The sequence below is a fragment of the Roseovarius halophilus (ex Wu et al. 2025) genome, from assembly GCF_047086965.1.
Genome location: NZ_JBKOTX010000023.1, coordinates 19,185 through 36,611, shown reverse-complemented (window position 1 = coordinate 36,611; position 17,427 = coordinate 19,185). Strand labels below are relative to the sequence as shown.

The window sequence follows — 17,427 nt, the reverse complement described above, 5'->3', positions numbered from 1 at the left end:
TCACGCGCCCCGGCCGCCCCGGCGGAACATCCGCACCACGATCAGGAAAAAGAGCGGCACGAAAATGACGCCCAGCACCGTGGCCGACAGCGTGCCGCCCAGCACGCCCGAGCCGATGGCGGTGCGCCCGCCGGACCCGGCCCCGGAACTCAGCACCAGCGGCAGGACACCGAGGGAAAACGCCATCGAGGTCATGATGATGGGCCGGAACCGCTGGCGCGCGGCCTCGCTCACGGCATCGAGCAACCGTTCGCCCTGTTCATGCCTGTCCCGCGCGAACTCGACGATCAGAATGGCGTTCTTGCCTGTCAGGCCGATCACCGTCAGCAGGCCGACCTGGAAGAAGACGCCGTTTTCAAACCCGCCGAGCCAAGCCCCGGCAAGGGCGCCCAGCACCCCGATGGGCATCGCGAGCATCACCGCGAAGGGAATTGTCCAGCTTTCGTAAAGCGCGGCCAATGACAGGAATACCGCCGCCAGCGAAAGTGCATAGAGAAGCGGGGCCTGGCTGCCCGATTGCCGCTCTTCAAGCGACAGGCCCGTCCACGCCGCGTCATAGCCCCCGCCCAGTTGGGCCACGAGGCGTTCCATCTCGGCCATGGCCTCGCCGGTCGTCACACCCGGCGCGGGCGACCCCTGGATCTGCATCGACGGCACACCGTTGTAGCGGTAGAGCCCTTGCGCCCCGTAATCCCAGTTGCCCTCGGCGAAATTGGAAAACGGCACGAGCCCGCCGCTCGCGTTGCGCACCCGCCACTTGTCGATATCCGACGGTGTCGCGCGGGCAGCGGCCTCGCCCTGGACATAGACCCGCTTGATACGGCCCTGATCGATGAAATCGTTGACGTAGGTGCCTGCCCAGGCGATCTGCAACAGCTCGCCCACATCCGTGGGGGTCAGCCCCATGGCCCCGGCCTTGCGCCAGTCGATCTCGAGGTTGAACTGCGCCGCGTCCTCAAGCCCGCTCGGCCGGGCCGAGGCGATGAGATCGCTCTGCGCCGCCATGCCCAGAAGCCGGTTTCGCGCCTCCAGGAGCGCCTCGTGGCTCTGCCCGCCGCGGGCCTGCAGGTAGAAATCGAAGCCCGAGACATTGCCGAGCTCGATCACCGAGGGCGGCACGACGGGGAAGACCTGCGCATCGCGTATGCCGCTGAACGCGCCGAACGCGCGTCCGGCAAGCGCCTGCACGCTCTGGCCCGGCTCGGGGCGCTTCTTCCAGTCCTTCAACTGGACGAAGGCTAGCCCCATGTTCTGCCCGCGCCCGGCAAAGCTGAACCCGACGACGCCGAACATCGAGTCGACGACGTCCGCCTCCTGGTTCAGGAAATAGTCCTCGGTCTGCTTTACAACGTCCAGCGTGCGCTCGGCCGTGGCGCCGGTCGGTGTCTGTATCAGGGTGAAAAGGATGCCCTGGTCCTCTTCCGGCAGGAACCCGGTCGGTGTGCGCATGAAGAGAACGACCATCGCCGCCGCCAGCCCCAGATAGATCATCCCCACCCGAACCGGGCGGCGCACGCTCCAGCGCACGGTGCCGGTATACCCGCGGCTCACCGCGCCGAAACCCGCATTGAACCACGCGAAAGGCCCGCGCCGTGCGGAATGATCCCCCGATTTCAGCAGGGACGCGCACAAGGCCGGCGTGAGGGTGATTGCCACCACGACCGACAGCGCCATGGCCGAGACGATCGTGATCGCGAATTGCTGGTAGATCACGCCGGTTGACCCGGGAAAGAACGCCATCGGCACGAAGACTGCGGACAGCACCATCGCGATGCCCACCAGTGCGCCGGTGATCTGGCCCATCGACTTGTGCGTGGCCTCGCGCGGGGGCAGCCCCTCCTCGGACATGATGCGCTCGACATTCTCGACGACGACGATGGCGTCGTCCACCAGCAGCCCGATCGCCAGCACCATCGCCAGCATGGTCAGCGTGTTGATCGTGAACCCGGCCGCTGCAAGAACGCCGAACGTGCCCAGCAGGACGACGGGCACCGCAAGCGTCGGGATCAGCGTCGCGCGCAGGTTCTGCAGGAACAGAAGCATCACCAGAAAGACCAGCCCGATGGCCTCGAACAGCGTCTTCACCACTTCCTTGATCGATATCTCGATGAAGGGCGTCGTGTCATAGGGAATCACGTACTCCACGCCTTCCGGAAAGAACTCCGCGAACCCGGCCATCCGCTCCTTTACCGCGTCTGCCGTGTCCAGCGCGTTGGCCCCGGGGGCCAGACGGATCGCCATGCCCGACGCCGGGTCCCCGTTGAAGCGCGCGATCGTGGCGTAGTTTTCCGCCCCGATCTCGACACGGGCGACATCGTCCAGCAGCACCAGCCCGCCGTCGGTCTCGGCCCGCAGAACGATCTGGCGGAAATCCTCGGGCGTGCTCAGCAGCGATTGCGCCGTGATCGTGGCGTTCAATTGCTGGTCGTCAACCGTGGGCCGCGCCCCGAAGGCCCCGGCGGATATCTGCGCGTTCTGCGCCGACACCGCCGCCACCACGTCCGAGGGCGTCAGCTCGAACGCGGCCAGCTTGGCCGGGTCCAGCCAGATGCGCATGGCGTACTGGCCCCCGAACACGTCGACCGATCCCACGCCCTCGATCCGGCTCAACTCGTCGACGAGGTTGGTTTCCATGTAATCGGCAAGGTCGACCTGCTCGAGCTGCCCGTCCGCCGAGATCAGCGCCACGACCATCAGGAACCCCGCCGAGGATTTCTCGACGCTCACGCCCTGCCGCTGGACGATCTCCGGCAGGAGTGGCGTGGCCCGCGACAGCTTGTTCTGGACCTGAACCTGCGCGATGTCGGCATCCGTGCCCGTCTCGAAGGTCAGTTCGATCTCGACACGACCGGACGACGTGGAACTCGACGAGAAATACCTGAGCCCGTCCAGCCCCGTCATTTGCTGCTCGATCACCTGCGTGACTGTATTGGCGACGGTGTTCGCCGACGCGCCGGGATAATTTGCCGTGATCGTCACGGATGGCGGCGCGATCTGCGGATACTGGGCAACGGGCAGCAGCCGTATCGCCAGCACGCCGATCCCCATGATCAGGATAGAGATCACCCAGGCGAAAACGGGGCGGTCGATGAAAAATCGTGCCATGTCAGATACCCCCGAGACCCGCGTTCATTCGTCGTCCCCGGCCGGGTCGGCGGTCGCCCCGCGTTCTTCAGGGCTCACCGTGCTGCCCGGAGAGGTTTTCTGGAACCCCGCCACGATCACCCGCTCACCGTCCGACAGCCCGTCATCGACCACCCAGTCGCTGCCACGATCCTGCAGGATCGAGATCGACCGCTCCTCCACCGTGCCGTCGCTGCCGACAACCCAGACCGCGGGCCGCCCCCGCCGGTCCCGCACGACGCCTTCCTGCGGCACAAGGAACACGTCCTTGACGACCTCGACGGGCATCTCGACCTGCACGTACATTCCCGGCAGCAGCAGGGTCTCGGGGTTGTCGAATTGCAACCTCAGGGTCACGACACCCGTCTGCGGGTCAACATCGGGCTCGGCCGCGCGCAGGCGACCCGTCTGGTCATACTCCGTGCCGTCCGCGAGGGTCAGCCACACGATTCCCTCGGTATCGGCCAGTTCCTTTTCCGTCTGGCCGCGGCGCCATCGCAACAGATCGGCCGCGGATTGCGTCACGTCCACATAGACCGGGTCGATGTTGCGGATCACCGCCAGCGGCGTAGCCTGGCTCGCCGTGACCAGGGTGCCGGCGCTTACCCGCGACAGGCCGATACGCCCCGACAACCGGGCGCGGATCGTGGTGTATGACAGTTCGATCTCCGCGGCATTGACGCGGGCCTCGGCCAGTTGCAGCGCGGCGCGCGCGGAATCTCGCGCGGCAAGCGCACTGTCCAGCGCCTGCTCGCTGGCAACGTTGCGCGATTGCAGCTCCAACTGTCGTTCCGCGGCACGCTGCGCGGCCCGAAGCTCGGCCTCCGCCTGCGCGACCGAGGCGCGCGCCTGCTGCAGCGCCGCCTCGTAACTGTCGGGATCGATCCGGTAAAGCGGGTCCCCCGCCGCCACCTCCCCGCCCTCGCGGAACAGGCGTTCGGTGATGATACCGTCGACCTGTGGCCGCACCTCCGCCTGCGCGGAGGCCGCGACCCGGCCCGGCAGTGTCGAGGTCAGGGTCACCGTCTCGGGCGCTACCGTGACCACGGTGACCGGCGCGGGGCCGCCCTGTTGCTGCGCCGCGCCCGGCAGCGAGCCGCCAAGCAGGAAAAGGGCCGCCAGCAGGGTGCGGCAGGGTCGAGGCATGAAATGTCGCATACTGATCCTTTCGGAGAGTGGCGGCGGGCCCTGCCCGGCGTGACCGTCAGCCTTGCGAAGGTTAAATAGCAGCCGTCTGCCGTTGACAACCCCGGCGCCCATCCCCTGTGCCCGTCACCGCCCGCACTCCACCACCCTTTTACCCGTGTTTAAACCGGAAAATCCGGCTTGGCCGGAATCGCACAACCCTTGTGCAGGCAAATGTTTCACCGGGATGAAACCCGCCATGCCGCGGGTGCGTCAATAATTGCCGGCCACGTATTTCGCGATCGCCGCACCGCGGGAGTTCACATCGAGCTTCTGGTAGATCGCCTTGAGATAATATTTCACCGTGTTCTCGCTCAGCCCCAGCCGCGCGGAGATCTGGAAATTGGTCAGCCCGTCCACCAGCAGCGCAAGGATCTCGTGCTCGCGCCGGGACAGGCTGTCGGCGTTCTCGCTCGTCAGCTTGCGCAGGATGTCCGTTGGCACGATCGAGTGCCCCTCGACCAGCTTGCCGAGGATCTTCGGCAGGCTGACGAGGATCTGGCTCATCATGCACACGGAATTCGCGCCGCTCTTGATCGCGGTGCGGATGAAGGCGAACTCGGTGTCCTCGGCAACCACCACGACCATCACGCCGGGATATTCGCGGCGAACCATATCCAGCACCTGCGTGAGATCACCGTCGGCGAGGCGGACGCCCAGTATCAGGATGGTCGGGCCCGTTGCCTCCGCCAGAAGTTTGCGCAGGCTTGCCTTGTCGGTCGCGAACTGGCCCAGATCGACCTCCGGTATCTGCGCCACGAGGCTGCCGATGCCCTGACAGACGATGACCTGCCGGTCGGCGACGATCACCTCGGGGCGGTGCTGCGTTGGCTCTGCGGACATCGGGGCGGCTATCTGGGTTCGGGTCATTCCGCTACCATAAACCAGTTCTCCGCCGCCGGGCGCGCGTGAATTGCGACAAATGATCGCCGGAAACCGATGAAATCAAAGGAAAATTTTGTATGCCTCCGTATGCAGGCCATCTCACGGCCCGCGAATACCCGATGGGGTGGGCGCGCCCTACCCGTTCGGTGATCCCCCTCCGCCTTCGATCCGCACGGGTATTCACTCGGGCGTTACGGCGGCCGCGCTTCCCGCCGATACATGGAAAAAATCCAATGGAGGATAGCGATGAACGGCTACCAGCATCTGTTTGTTCCCGGACCCACCAACGTACCGGAACCCGTCCGGCAGGCCATGAACCTGCCGATGGAGGACATGCGCGCCCCCGATTTCAGCGAGTTCGTCTCGGCGTTGCTCGAGGACCTCAAGAAGGCCTATCGCATGAAGGGTGGCCGCGTTTTCGTCTTCCCTTCCTCGGGTACCGGGGCGTGGGAATCGGCCATCCAGAACACGCTCAACGAGGGCGACCGCGTGCTGATGTCGCGGTTCGGGCAGTTCTCGCTGCTGTGGGCCGACATGGCCCAACGTCTCGGGCTCGATGTCGACCTTTGCGAGGTCGAATGGGGCAAGGGCGTGCCCGTCGCCGAGTACAAGCAGAAACTCGCCGCGGACAAGGATCACGAGATCAAGGCCGTGTTCGCCACGCAGAACGAGACCGCCACGGGCGTGACATCCGACATCGCCGCGCTGCGCGCCGCGCTCGACGAGGTGGGCCACCCGGCACTGCTTTTCGTCGATGGTGTCTCCTCCATCGCCTCGATCGAGTTCGAGATGGAAAAATGGGGCGTGGACCTCGCGGTGTCCGGCTCGCAAAAGGGCTTCATGCTGCCCGCGGGCCTCGGCATCCTCGGCGTGTCCGACAAGGCGCTGGAGGCCAACAAGGCCGTCTCGAATGCCGGGATGAACCGCTGCTACTTCAGCTTCGAGGACATGATCAAGCTGAACGACACGGGTTATTTCCCCTACACCCCGGCCACCCAGCTGTTGCGCGGGCTTCGCGTGTCGCTCGACATGTTGCTGCAGGACGGGATGGAAAACGTCTGGGCGCGGCACGAGCGCCTCGCCGGCGGTGTGCGCGCCGCGGTGGCGGCGTGGGACGGGTGCGAACTCGTCGCGCGCGGCCCGGACTGGGAATCGGATACCGTTTCGGCAATCTACACCCCCGAGAACATCGATGCGCGCGACGTGATCTCGGGCGCGTATTACAAGTACCAGACGTCGCTGGGATCGGGCCTCAACAAGCTGGCCGGGCGCGCCTTCCGCATCGGACACCTCGGCTCGCTCAACCCGGTGATGCTGTGCGGGGCGATATCGGCGGCGGAAATGGCGCTGGTCGATGCCGGCGCCCGGATCGAACCCGGCTCGGGCGTGGCCGCCGCGCAGGCCCATTACCGCGACACGACACCGACGGCCGGGCAAGGGGGTGCATCATGACACGAATACTCGTGACCCGCGCATGGCCCGACGGGCCGGAGGAGAGGCTCAAATCCATGGGCGACGTGACGCTGCGGCGTCCCGATACACGCATGACGACCGAGGAATGGATGACCGCGGCGGAAACCTGCGACGTGATCATGCCAACCGTGTCGGACAAGATACCGGCCGCGTTCTACCCCGCCGCCAAGGGCAAGGTGCGGGTGATGGCGAATTACGGCGTTGGGTTCAACCACATCGACATCGACGCCGCGCGCGAGAACGGCATCGCGGTCACGAACACGCCCGAGGTACTGACCGACTGCACCGCCGACCTCGCGATGGGACTACTGCTGGCGGCCGCGCGCCGTATCGGTGAAGGCGAACGCGAAACCCGCGCCGGCAACTGGGCGGGCTGGCGCCCGACCCACATGATCGGCAAGAAGGTCTCGGGCGCCACGCTCGGGATCATCGGGTTCGGCCGGATCGGGCAGGCCATGGCCCGGCGGGCGCATTTCGGGTTCGGCATGAAGGTGGTCTTTCAGGATGCATGGGAAGTGCCGGCTGACATCAAGGCCGCCTGCGGCAATGCCGAGCAGCTGGCCTCGGTGACGGCGGTCGCCGCTCAGTCCGATTTCCTGTCGCTTCATTGCCCGGGCGGTGCCGATACCTACAAGATGATAAACGGCGATGTCTTCGACGCCCTGAAACCCGGCGCGATCCTCGTGAACTCGGCCCGTGGCGACGTTATCGACGAGGACGCGCTTTTCGACGCGCTGGACAGCGGAAACCTGACGGCCGCGGGGCTTGATGTTTATCATAACGAACCCGCGCTCGACCCCCGGTTCCTGAGCTATGACAATATTGTTCTCGCCCCGCACCTTGGCAGCGCCACCGATGGTACGCGCGATGCCATGGGCCATCGCGCCATCGACAACCTCGCGGCGTTCCTGGCCGGCGACAAGCCGCCCGACCTGGTGACCTGATAACCCTTACTTAACAAAGCGTGCGGCATGATCGGGCCATGACACATCACGGCCCGATCACCGCCGCCCAGTGGATGGGCAAGCTGTTCTCGTCGCGCGCCGCGCGGGAGGGGCGCGTTATCCGGCGCCAACTGCGCGACATCGAGCGTTTCGTGGGGCGCGCGCGGTTCGAAGCCGAGCTTGCCCGCCGGGGCTACCATGCCGTCGAGAACGCCGGGCAACTGGTGATCTTCTGCAACCAGGAACCAATCCGGGTGGTGCTTTAGTTACTTTCCCGCGGAAAGTAACTCGGAAAATTCCCATTTTCCGAGCCCGGAATTTCAATAAATTCCGGGCAACCGGCCGCTACCGGGAACACGGTTTGCGATCTTGTTGCACGCCTTGCTGCATCTGCCGGCCCGATCCTTTCGGGATCCGCGTTTCCTATCGTAAACGCTTGTTTTCCTTACGCTAATTATGTTTCACGGCGGAATGCAACAGCATTCCGGCCGGGCCGGCGCGGGTAGTCGCGCCCTACCCGTTCCGGTCTCGCCCCCATCCCCGGGCGGCCTTTGTTACCCGCGCGAAAGTATCGCGGCGGCGCCCCCCACGGCAGACTGGACCGGTCAACACCAAACGGCCGCCACCCCGGCGTGCCGGCGGGAGGAAGGAAAGACATGAGCTACACGCTGCACCCCCTCAAGAAACAACGCCTGCAACGGTCCGAACTGGCCGTTCCGGGCTCGAACCCCGCGATGATCGACAAGGCCGCCGAGTCGGATGTCGACTACATCTTCCTCGACCTCGAGGACGCGGTCGCGCCGCCTGACAAGGTGCAGGCGCGCGCCAACATCATACAGGCACTCAACGACATCGACTGGAAAGCCAAGGGCAAGACCATGTCGATCCGCATCAACGGCCTGGATACCCATTACATGTACCGCGACGTGGTCGAGATCGTCGAGCAGGCCGGGCAGCACCTTGATACCATCCTCGTGCCCAAGGTCGGCGTGCCGGCGGATCTCTACACCGTCGAAACGATGGTCTCCCAGATCGAGGAGGCAACAGGCCTCGCCCACAAGATCGGACTTGAGGCCCTGATCGAGACCTCGCTCGGCATGGCGAATGTCGAGACGATCGCGGCGGCGCCGGGCCGGCTGGAAGCGATGCATTTCGGCGTGGCCGACTACGCCGCCTCGACGCGCGCGCGCACGGTGGTCATCGGCGGGCTCAATCCCGACTATCCCGGCGACCAGTGGCATTTCGCGCTCTCGCGGATGACCGTGGCCTGCCGCGCCTACGGCCTGCGCGCCATCGACGGCCCGTTCGGCGACTTTTCCGATCCGGAGGCCTACAGCGCCTCGGCAAAACGGGCTGCCGCCCTCGGGATCGAGGGCAAATGGGCCATCCATCCAAGCCAGGTCGCGCTTGCCCACGACGTCTTCTCGCCGCCCGAGGCCGAGGTGACCCGTGCCCGCCGCATCATCGAGGAGCTCAGGACGGCCGAGGCCGAGGGCCGCGGCGCCGCCAGCCTCGACGGCAAGATGATCGACGCCGCGTCCGAGCGCATGGCCAACAACGTCATCGCGGTGGCCGACGCCATCGCGGCCAAGGGATAAGGAGCCACCAGATGGACATCCACGAATACCAGGCCAAGGAACTGCTGCGGCGCTTCGGCGTCAGCGTCCCGCGCGGCGGCATCGCCTACAGCCCCGAACAGGCCGTCTACCGCACGCACGAGCTTTCGGGCGACAAATGGGTGGTCAAGGCCCAGATCCATTCCGGCGCCCGCGGCAAGGCCGGCGGCGTGCGCGTCTGCTCGTCCGAGGAGGAGGTCGCCGATGCGGCGCAATGGATGCTCGGCCGCCGGCTCGTCACGCACCAGACGGGTCCGCAGGGCAAGCTGGTCAACCGCCTCTATGTCGAGGAGGCCACCAACATCGCCCAGGAAATCTATCTCGGCTTCGTGATGGACCGCAAGGAAGAGCGGGTCGTCGTGGTGGCCTCGGCGCAGGGCGGGATGGAGATCGAGGAGATCTCGGCCAAGGAGCCCGAGTCGATCGTGCGATCCGTCGTGGACCCGGCCGTCGGCATGCAGGATTTCCAGGCGCGCGAGATCGCGTTCTCGCTCGGGCTCGACGCGGGGCTGATTCCGCAGGCGGTCAAGTGCATCACCGGGTGCTACCGGCTCATGGACCAAACCGACGCCAACATGGTCGAGATCAACCCGCTGGTCGTGACAGCCTCGAACGAGATCGTGGCGCTCGACGCGAAGCTGGGCTTCGACGACAACGCGCTGTTTCGCCATCCCGACATTTCGGAACTGCGCGACAAGAGCCAGGAAGACACCCGCGAAACCTTCGCGGAGGATCGCGGTCTTTCCTATATCGGCCTCGACGGCAAGATCGGCTGTATCGTCAACGGCGCGGGGCTGGCCATGGCCACGCTCGACATGATCAAGATGTCGGGCGGGGAACCGGCCAACTTCCTTGACGTGGGCGGCGGCGCCAGCCCCGAACGCGTGCTGATGTCCTTCAAGGCGGTTCTGAACGACCGCAATGTCGAGGCGATCCTCGTCAACATATTCGCGGGCATCAACCGCTGCGACTGGATCGCCGAAGGCGTGATCCGCGCGGTCAAGGAACTGGACCTGAAACTGCCGCTCGTGGTGCGCCTGTCGGGCACCAATGTCGAGGAAGGCAAGAAACTGCTGGCCGACAGTGGCCTGAACATCGCCACCGCCGACACCCTCGCCGAGGCTGCCGAAAAGGTCGTCGGCGCATGGAAAAGCGCGGAACAGCAAGCGGAGACAGTCTGATGGCAATCCTGATCGACAAAGACAGCAAGGTTCTCGTGACGGGGCTGACCGGCCGTATCGGCAGCTTCCACGCCGAGGAAATGCGCGAATACGGCACCAACGTCGTGGGCGGGGTGACACCGGGAAAGGGCGGCGGCAAGCATAACGGGCTGCCGGTCTTCAACACCGTCAAGGGGGCCGTGCGCGAAACCGGCGCCGACGTGGCCATCTGTTTCGTCCCGCCCCCGTTCGCGGCCGATTCGATCATGGAAGCGGCCGATGCCGGCATCCGGACATGCGTCTGCATTGCCGACGGGATCCCGGCGCAGGACATGATCCGCGTCAAGCGCTACATGCGCCGCTACAAGGCCGAGAAGAGGATGCGCCTTATCGGCCCCAACTGCGCGGGCATCATCACCCCGGGGCAGGCCTTTGCCGGGCTCATGCCGCCGCATATCTACCTGCCCGGCCGGGTCGGCATCATCGGCCGCTCGGGCACCCTGGGATACGAGGCCGCCAGCCAGATGAAGGAGCACGGCGTCGGGGTCAGTTCCTCGATCGGGATCGGGGGCGATCCGATCAACGGATCGAGCTTCCGCGACATCCTCGAACTGTTCGAGAACGACCCGGACACCGACGCGGTGGTGATGGTGGGCGAGATCGGCGGCCCGCAAGAGGCCGACGCGGCCGCCTATATCCGCGATCACATGACCAAGCCGGTGGCCGCCTACATCGCGGGGCTGTCGGCGCCCAAGGGCCGGCGCATGGGCCATGCCGGGGCGATCGTCTCGGCCTTCGGAGAATCGGCGCAGGAAAAGGTCGAGATCCTCGGCGATGCCGGCGTGACGATCGTTCCGACACCGTCTTCCTTCGGCGACGTGGTGCACAAGATGGTCGCCTGACCGCGGCCGGCAGGCTCGACTTTTACGCCCCGGCGCCCACAGGGCGCCGGGGCATCCCGTGACGTCCCGGGCGCGGCCCTGTCACCCGGGAAACAGGCGCGCCATGGCCCCCCCCCCGCCGCAAGATACCCTGACATCGCTGCAAGGATATGCCATTTTGTCGGGCCGCGTGACGGCGGCACCGGCAGAGGCGGCGTATCTGGTGTGCCGAGATGGTTGAGCCATGCCAGCGCTCGGGTTTTCACCAGTCCTGCCCGTGGTCCAGATGCGCCCTGCCCCGCCTCTGACGTCCGACTGTAGCACAAACGGGGACCGTCGCATTACCAACCGGGTACCGACGCGAAACATCTTCCGGCGTTCCCGCCCGATCAGGTCGTGACGAGCGCCTTGCCCAGACGCGGCAGCCGGGCCTTCTTCATCAATGCCCGCATCTGCCACGTCTCGCCCGACAGGCGGTTCGCGGTATCGAGAACGTCCTGCGCCACGTCGGATACCAGCCCGGGTTGGGCCTGCCAGATACCAAGAAGAAAGCTGTCGGGATCGGCGCGGCTCAGCCCCTCGTCGGCGAGTGTCTTGCGCGGAAAATCCTTGGCGTTCAGGGTGATGATGATATCGGCCGATCCGGCCACCGCCGCGGCGAGCACATGTATGTCGGCCGGGTCAGGCAGCCAGAGCCGCGCCTCCAGCGACGGCGGCCAAGTGACCTCGGCATCGGGCCATTGCCGCGCCAGCGCGATAGCCTCCCGTTCGGCCTGCGCCGCACCCGACGGGCCGAGACGGGCAGCCGCCGCGCGGCGCCATTCCTCGACGATCCGGGCCGACCAGAGCGGCGTGAAAGCCCCCTTCCCGGCCACCCCCAACAACACCTCACGCATCACCGTGGGGTAGATCACGCAGCTATCCAGAAGAACCTTCATTCCGGTCGCAGGAACAACGGGTTGATCTGGTTCGCCGAACGCGCAATCCGATCAGCGGCCGGTTCAACCGGGGGCGGACATGAAACTGGCCCAAGGGGTGATTGCATACCTCCCCCTTAGGCCGTTTTCGCCCGGCCGGAAAGATCATATCTGGTTGATGGCGCCCATCAGCCCGAGCTTGGCCGCCGTGTAGCCCTCGGGATCGCCGAGTTCGCGCCGGATCACCTCGGCCAGATGGTTGGTAATGCGATATTTCTGCGTGACACCTTCGCGTTCGGCCGCGATCGCGCGGGCGCCGCCATAGGCCTTGAGGTCGGCCTTGACCTTCTTCGGCGGGCCGTAGGCTTCACCGGTTTCCGGGTTGCGCAGGACATACGTGAATTGCAGCGCGTGGACACCGCCGACGGTATATCGCGCCTTCTCGGTCAGGGCATGGAAGCGCGACACCTCGATATCGAGCCGGGCGGGCACCGAGCCATCCGGCATGGTGTCGACGCCCCGGTTCATGGCCTCCTCGAAGATGGCCCTGACCTGTTCATGCCTGTCACCGACGGGATCCTCGCGCCAGACAATGTCACCACCGGGATAGTACCGATTGGCCTCCGAGACTTCCAGTGCGCGCGGCACTTGGACCGTGACGCCCTGCACGTCGAAGGACGCACCGATGGGCTGGATACGGGTTGTATCGAGCGGGGTGTTCCGGGTCGCCGTTTCGACAGTGGCGCAAGCACTCACGCCCAAGCCCATCGTTACTGCCGCAACCAACCGAAATCGTCTCATGCTGTCCTCCTGACACGTACGTCCAATGATCTTTCCGGAACGATGGTCCCCTCAAAATCAGGCGCATTTTAGACAATACCGGTTCCTTCGTGTGGTCTTCCCGGGACAAGCGGCGGTGCCGCGTCAAGTTACAGTGCGACTGTCAGGGCCGCATCAAGGTCGGCCAGGAGATCGGATGCCGCCTCGATGCCGACGGAAAGCCGCAACAGGTTCTCCGGGATCCCCGTATCCGGCTCGATCGTCTGCCGATGCTCGACGAGGCTTTCCGTCCCGCCGAGCGACGTGGCACGGTGGAACAGGTCCAGCCGGCCCGCAACGGCCAGCGCATCCTCTCGCCCGCCGCGCACGAGGATCGACACGAGGCCGCCGAACCCGCCCGTCATCTGCCGCACCGCGACGTCATGGCCCGGATGGGCCGGCAGGCCGGGATACCAGACCGCCTCGACCGCCCGGTGACCGCTCAAGAAGGCCGCGACCCGCTGCGCGTTTGCACAGATCCGGTCCATCCTGAGCGGCAGCGTGCGCATGCCGCGCAGCAGCAACCAAGCCTCGAACGGGCCGAGGATGGCGCCCGCGTCATGACGATCTTCCTTGATCGCGGCCCAGACAGGGCTTTCGGGATCGCGGCAGGACAGGACCCCGGCCAGCACATCGGAATGACCGTTGATCGCCTTGGTCCCCGAATGCATCGAGATATCCGCCCCGAAATCGAGCGCGCGGGTCAGCATCGGTGTGGCCGCCGTGCCATCCACGGCCAACAGGGCCCCCGCCCCGTGGGCCAGATCGGCCGCGGCGGCGATATCCGTGGTCCTGAGCCACGGGTTCGAGGGGGTTTCGATCCAGACGATATCCGCCGGCGTCGCGCAGGCGGACGCGAGCGCGTCGAGATCGGCGGTATCGACCTCTTCCAGCCTGATATGGCGGCGCGCGCAGAAATCGCGCACCCATTTCGTCACGCCCCAGTAGATGCCGGACTGCACGATGACGCGCCCCCCGACTGGCAATGTCCGGAAAACGGCGGCGACGGCAGCCATGCCGGACGGAAACAACAAGGTCGCGGCCGCGCCCTCGAACTGTCGCAGAACCTCCTCCGCGGCGCGGACATTGGCGTTGTCGTCCCGGCCGTACGTGCTTGCCGGGTCCAACAGGGCGTTGTCAGGCCCGCGCAGGAAGGTCGTGGCAGGCTCGATCCCGGCCACGACGCCCGGTCCGCCCGTCCCGGAAACGCCCGTCGCTTGCGCCGCGACCGTGTCGGTCAGGTAGTCGCGATCAGCCATGTGCGCCTCCGGGAGTGAAAAGCCGCCCCGGCCCCCAGCCATCGGTCTCGGCGCCTGCACGCCGGAGAAGATGCCACAGAAGGGCCGAGTTGGAACTGATGACCGGCAGACCCAGCTCTTTCTCGGCCTGCTCGATCACGTCGAACGTGCGCAGGTTCGTACAGCTTGCGAAAACGGCGTCGACGTTTTCTGACGCGGCTTCGCGCATGGCGGCCAGCGTGCTTTGCTCGCTGATGCGCGCCACCGTCCGGTCGTCCTTCTCGCCGAAACTGACCTCTGCCACCGTTTCGATCCCGTTTGCTGCCAAGTGATCCTGCATCGGGCGGACGACCTCGGGCACGTAGGGCGTCACCATCCCGATCCGCCGCGCCCCCAATGCGTTCAGCGCGGCGATCACCGCGCTCATCGGGTTCGTGACAGGCACGTCCGGCAGCGCTGTCTGCACCAGTCGCTCGACCTCGCCTGGTCCGATCAGGGTGGCGCCCGACGTGCAGGCATAGGCGACGGCCCCCAGATCAGCCGGCAGGCGTGCCGCCGTCTCGGTCATGCTGTCGGCCATGCTGCGCAAATCGTCCGGCGTGACGTCAGCCGCGGACGGAATGCGCGTGTGCATCATGTTCGCCGGCCGGCCGCAAAGGATCTTGCGCGCCTCGAATTCCAGCGTTTCATCGGTGCTCAGAACGATGAGCCCGAGGCGCAGCCCGTCACCTGCCCCGGCGTCGAGGTCGTACTTCATGCGGTTTTCCCTTTCTCCGGCACGGGCCGGCTCAGTGTGCCACCCGACACGGCGGCGCTCACGCCCGTGGTGCCCGGGCAGGATGTCGGCAGCCCCCTTGCCACGCGGACCGCCAGAAAGGCAAATGCCTGTGCCTCCAGCATGTCACCGTCCAGACCTGCCGCCTCGACAGGCTCGACGGGACAATCCAGCGCGGCGCGCAACATATCCATCATCACCGGGTTCTTGCGGCCGCCGCCGGTCACCAGCAGCCGCGCCGGCGGGGCGGGGCAGTGTTCGAGCCCGCGCAGGACAGCGGCCGCGCTCATGCCCGTCAGGGTCGCCGCCGCGTCGGCGTCGCCGAGTTCATTAACCAGTTCGAACGTGTCCTCGAAAGCATCCCGGTCAAGCGATTTGGGCGGCATGCGGGCAAAGTACGGATCTTCAAGAAAAAGTTCCAGCGCACCCTGCGCCACCTCGCCCTGCCTGGCCATCGCCCCGTCCTTGTCAAAGGACAGACCGCGCCGGGCCTTGACCAGATCGTTGACGGGAGCATTCGCCGGCCCCGTGTCGAACGCAAGCAGCGCGGCGGGGTCTTCGGGCCGGTCAAGGCGCGGATCCACCCACGAGAGGTTCCCCACCCCCCCAAGATTGAGGAACGCAAGCGGCTCGCCCGCGGCCATCCACTTCGCGCAGGCAAAGTGAAAAAACGGCGCCAGCGGCGCGCCTTCGCCGCCCAGCCGGATGTCGGCGCTGCGGAAGTCCCAGACGACCGGCACCCCGAGCGCAGCGGCCAGGGCACCGCCCTCGCCGATCTGGTGCGTGCCACGGCCGCGCGGCTCATGCGCTAGGGTCTGACCGTGGAAGCCCGCGATATCGGCCCCGGTGAATCGCGACAGAAGCGCCTGATGCGCATCCTGAACCACGTTCAGCGCCTCGGCCACGTCCTCACCCGGCCACCTGCCGAGGGCGGCCGAAAGCACCGTCTGTTCGCCGGCGGTATAGGGTCGGTATCCGGTCGGCCCGAAATCAAGGATCGCCTCGCCGTCCGTGCGAAGCATGGCGGCATCCACCCCGTCCAGCGATGTGCCCGACATCGCGCCGAGCGCCCAAAGCGGCTGCGCCGTCAGCATGGCCTTTTCCTTTACCGGTTACGTCCCTATACATGCCGCGCAAATCAGGCCGGGACAAGCGATATGACCTACCACCCCAAGTCAGAATTCCTGAACGTGATGACCGAGCGCGGCTTCATCGCGGACTGCACCGACCTCCAGGCGCTGGACGAAAGCCTCGCGGCGGGCACGGTCACGGCCTATATCGGGTACGACGCCACGGCGAAATCGTTGCACGTGGGGCATCTGCTGAACGTCATGATGCTGCGCTGGCTGCAAAAGACGGGCCATCGACCGATCACGCTGATGGGCGGCGGCACGACGAAGGTCGGCGATCCGTCCTTCCGCTCGGACGAGCGCCCGCTGCTGGACGCCACGCAGATCGCCGAGAACATCGAGGGAATGCGGCAGGTCTTCGCCCGGTACCTCGACTACGGGCAGGAAGCGCCGGGGGCGCTGATGCTGGACAATGCCGAGTGGCTGGACGAGTTGAAGTACATCGAGTTCCTGCGCGATATCGGGCGGTATTTCTCGGTCAACCGGATGCTGAGTTTCGAATCGGTCAAGTCGCGGCTGGATCGCGAGCAATCGCTGTCCTTCCTCGAATTCAACTACATGATCCTTCAGGCCTATGACTTTCTGGAGCTGAACCGCCGCTACGGCTGCATCCTGCAGATGGGCGGCTCGGATCAATGGGGCAACATCGTCAACGGGATCGACCTGACCCGCCGTGTCGTGGGCGCGGAGGTTTTCGGGCTTACCTCGCCGCTGCTGACGACGGCAGATGGCCGCAAAATGGGCAAGTCGGCGGGCGGCGCGATATGGCTCAACGAGACAATGCTGTCGCCCTACGAATTCTGGCAATTCTGGCGCAACACGCTGGATGCGGACGTGGGGCGTTTCCTGAAATACTACACCGAGCTTCCGGTGGACGAATGCGACCGGCTGGGCGCCCTGCAGGGATCGGAGATCAACGAGGCCAAGATACGGCTGGCCAACGAGGTGACGGCCCTGCTGCACGGCGCCGAGGCCGCCGCCGCGGCCGAGGCAACCGCGCGCGAGGTATTCGAAAAGGGGGGTGTCGGTGACGACCTGCCCACCGTCGAGATGAGCGCGGCAGACCTTGGTGAGGGGGTGTCTGTTGTGCAGTTGATCGTGAAGGCCGGGCTTGCGAAATCGGGCAAGGAGGCCAAGCGCCTGATCGCCGAGAGCGGCGCGCGGATCGACGATGCGCCGCTGAGCGACCCGGGCCTGATGATCGACGCCGCCGCGCTGTCCACACCCATCAAGCTGTCCGCCGGCAAGAAGCGGCACGCGCTGGTCAAGCTGGCGGGCTGA

15 protein-coding genes are annotated in these 17,427 nt (G+C 66.0%); 7 read left to right on the top strand and 8 right to left on the bottom strand.

From position 1 onward, the window contains the following. The 3 genes from ACH107_RS06975 to ACH107_RS06965 all read right to left on the bottom strand — a co-directional run bounded on the left by ACH107_RS06975 (nt 1) and on the right by ACH107_RS06965 (nt 5,178). Nucleotides 1–3,105, bottom strand: a complete 3,105-nt coding sequence (locus ACH107_RS06975) for an efflux RND transporter permease subunit (RefSeq protein WP_412505231.1) — start codon at nt 3,103–3,105, stop codon at nt 1–3. Between the two features lie 24 nt (nt 3,106–3,129). Then, nucleotides 3,130–4,269 carry an efflux RND transporter periplasmic adaptor subunit gene (locus ACH107_RS06970; protein WP_412505230.1) on the bottom strand — a complete coding sequence of 380 codons (1,140 nt, stop codon included), beginning with the start codon at nt 4,267–4,269 and terminating at the stop codon, nt 3,130–3,132. Nucleotides 4,270–4,521: 252 nt separating this feature from the next. Beyond that, nucleotides 4,522–5,178 carry a LuxR C-terminal-related transcriptional regulator gene (locus ACH107_RS06965; protein WP_412505229.1) on the bottom strand — a complete coding sequence of 219 codons (657 nt, stop codon included), beginning with the start codon at nt 5,176–5,178 and terminating at the stop codon, nt 4,522–4,524. A 261-nt stretch (nt 5,179–5,439) separates the two neighbouring features. Here ACH107_RS06965 and ACH107_RS06960 point away from each other — a divergent pair, with 261 nt between their 5' ends. The 6 genes from ACH107_RS06960 (at nt 5,440) to sucD (ending at nt 11,288) form a co-directional block, all read left to right on the top strand. Next, a complete protein-coding gene (locus ACH107_RS06960; RefSeq protein WP_412505228.1) occupies nt 5,440–6,645 on the top strand; it encodes an aminotransferase class V-fold PLP-dependent enzyme in 1,206 nt (401 codons plus the stop codon). After that, entirely contained in the window at nt 6,642–7,610 is a 969-nt protein-coding gene (locus ACH107_RS06955; protein ID WP_412505227.1) for a 2-hydroxyacid dehydrogenase, read from the top strand. Before ACH107_RS06960 ends, ACH107_RS06955 begins: the two co-directional genes overlap by 4 nt. A gap of 38 nt (nt 7,611–7,648) precedes the next feature. Further along, on the top strand, nt 7,649–7,876 hold the full coding sequence (locus ACH107_RS06950) for an N-(5'-phosphoribosyl)anthranilate isomerase (RefSeq protein WP_412505226.1): 228 nt from the start codon (nt 7,649–7,651) through the stop codon (nt 7,874–7,876). A 390-nt stretch (nt 7,877–8,266) separates the two neighbouring features. Continuing rightward, nucleotides 8,267–9,208, top strand: a complete 942-nt coding sequence (locus ACH107_RS06945; RefSeq protein WP_412505225.1) for an HpcH/HpaI aldolase/citrate lyase family protein — start codon at nt 8,267–8,269, stop codon at nt 9,206–9,208. Nucleotides 9,209–9,219: 11 nt separating this feature from the next. Further along, the gene (locus ACH107_RS06940; RefSeq protein ID WP_412505224.1) at nt 9,220–10,407 is read left to right on the top strand and encodes a malate--CoA ligase subunit beta; all 1,188 of its coding nucleotides are present in this window, start codon (nt 9,220–9,222) and stop codon (nt 10,405–10,407) included. Further along, a complete protein-coding gene (gene sucD / locus ACH107_RS06935; protein ID WP_412505223.1) occupies nt 10,407–11,288 on the top strand; it encodes a succinate--CoA ligase subunit alpha in 882 nt (293 codons plus the stop codon). Before ACH107_RS06940 ends, sucD begins: the two co-directional genes overlap by 1 nt. 368 nt (nt 11,289–11,656) lie before the next feature. Here the strand turns inward: sucD and ACH107_RS06930 are convergent, their stop codons facing one another. The 5 genes from ACH107_RS06930 to ACH107_RS06910 all read right to left on the bottom strand — a co-directional run bounded on the left by ACH107_RS06930 (nt 11,657) and on the right by ACH107_RS06910 (nt 16,110). After that, nucleotides 11,657–12,205 carry an RSP_2648 family PIN domain-containing protein gene (locus tag ACH107_RS06930; RefSeq protein ID WP_412505222.1) on the bottom strand — a complete coding sequence of 183 codons (549 nt, stop codon included), beginning with the start codon at nt 12,203–12,205 and terminating at the stop codon, nt 11,657–11,659. Nucleotides 12,206–12,349: 144 nt separating this feature from the next. After that, a complete protein-coding gene (locus ACH107_RS06925) occupies nt 12,350–12,985 on the bottom strand; it encodes a DUF6778 family protein (protein WP_412505221.1) in 636 nt (211 codons plus the stop codon). Nucleotides 12,986–13,113: 128 nt separating this feature from the next. Continuing rightward, nucleotides 13,114–14,262 (bottom strand): trans-sulfuration enzyme family protein, encoded by a 1,149-nt coding sequence (locus tag ACH107_RS06920; RefSeq protein ID WP_412505220.1) that lies wholly within the window; start codon nt 14,260–14,262, stop codon nt 13,114–13,116. Beyond that, entirely contained in the window at nt 14,255–14,998 is a 744-nt protein-coding gene (locus ACH107_RS06915; RefSeq protein WP_412505219.1) for an aspartate/glutamate racemase family protein, read from the bottom strand. The genes ACH107_RS06920 and ACH107_RS06915 overlap by 8 nt, the downstream gene beginning before the upstream one ends. Then, nucleotides 14,995–16,110: an anhydro-N-acetylmuramic acid kinase gene (locus ACH107_RS06910; protein WP_412505218.1), complete on the bottom strand. Its 1,116-nt coding sequence runs from the start codon at nt 16,108–16,110 to the stop codon at nt 14,995–14,997. The genes ACH107_RS06915 and ACH107_RS06910 overlap by 4 nt, the downstream gene beginning before the upstream one ends. 63 nt (nt 16,111–16,173) lie before the next feature. Between ACH107_RS06910 and tyrS the strand changes: the two genes are divergently transcribed. Further along, nucleotides 16,174–17,427: a tyrosine--tRNA ligase gene (gene tyrS, locus ACH107_RS06905; RefSeq protein ID WP_412505217.1), complete on the top strand. Its 1,254-nt coding sequence runs from the start codon at nt 16,174–16,176 to the stop codon at nt 17,425–17,427.

Bases quoted from the DNA above. Each gene is read 5' to 3' on its own strand.
- ACH107_RS06975 (WP_412505231.1), bottom strand. From the start codon at position 3,105: ATGGCACGATTTTTCATCGACCGCCCCGTTTTCGCCTGGGTGATCTCT.
- ACH107_RS06970 (WP_412505230.1), bottom strand. From the start codon at position 4,269: ATGCCTCGACCCTGCCGCACCCTGCTGGCGGCCCTTTTCCTGCTTGGC.
- ACH107_RS06965 (WP_412505229.1), bottom strand. From the start codon at position 5,178: ATGACCCGAACCCAGATAGCCGCCCCGATGTCCGCAGAGCCAACGCAG.
- ACH107_RS06960 (WP_412505228.1), top strand. From the start codon at position 5,440: ATGAACGGCTACCAGCATCTGTTTGTTCCCGGACCCACCAACGTACCG.
- ACH107_RS06955 (WP_412505227.1), top strand. From the start codon at position 6,642: ATGACACGAATACTCGTGACCCGCGCATGGCCCGACGGGCCGGAGGAG.
- ACH107_RS06950 (WP_412505226.1), top strand. From the start codon at position 7,649: ATGACACATCACGGCCCGATCACCGCCGCCCAGTGGATGGGCAAGCTG.
- ACH107_RS06945 (WP_412505225.1), top strand. From the start codon at position 8,267: ATGAGCTACACGCTGCACCCCCTCAAGAAACAACGCCTGCAACGGTCC.
- ACH107_RS06940 (WP_412505224.1), top strand. From the start codon at position 9,220: ATGGACATCCACGAATACCAGGCCAAGGAACTGCTGCGGCGCTTCGGC.
- sucD (WP_412505223.1), top strand. From the start codon at position 10,407: ATGGCAATCCTGATCGACAAAGACAGCAAGGTTCTCGTGACGGGGCTG.
- ACH107_RS06930 (WP_412505222.1), bottom strand. From the start codon at position 12,205: ATGAAGGTTCTTCTGGATAGCTGCGTGATCTACCCCACGGTGATGCGT.
- ACH107_RS06925 (WP_412505221.1), bottom strand. From the start codon at position 12,985: ATGAGACGATTTCGGTTGGTTGCGGCAGTAACGATGGGCTTGGGCGTG.
- ACH107_RS06920 (WP_412505220.1), bottom strand. From the start codon at position 14,262: ATGGCTGATCGCGACTACCTGACCGACACGGTCGCGGCGCAAGCGACG.
- ACH107_RS06915 (WP_412505219.1), bottom strand. From the start codon at position 14,998: ATGAAGTACGACCTCGACGCCGGGGCAGGTGACGGGCTGCGCCTCGGG.
- ACH107_RS06910 (WP_412505218.1), bottom strand. From the start codon at position 16,110: ATGCTGACGGCGCAGCCGCTTTGGGCGCTCGGCGCGATGTCGGGCACA.
- tyrS (WP_412505217.1), top strand. From the start codon at position 16,174: ATGACCTACCACCCCAAGTCAGAATTCCTGAACGTGATGACCGAGCGC.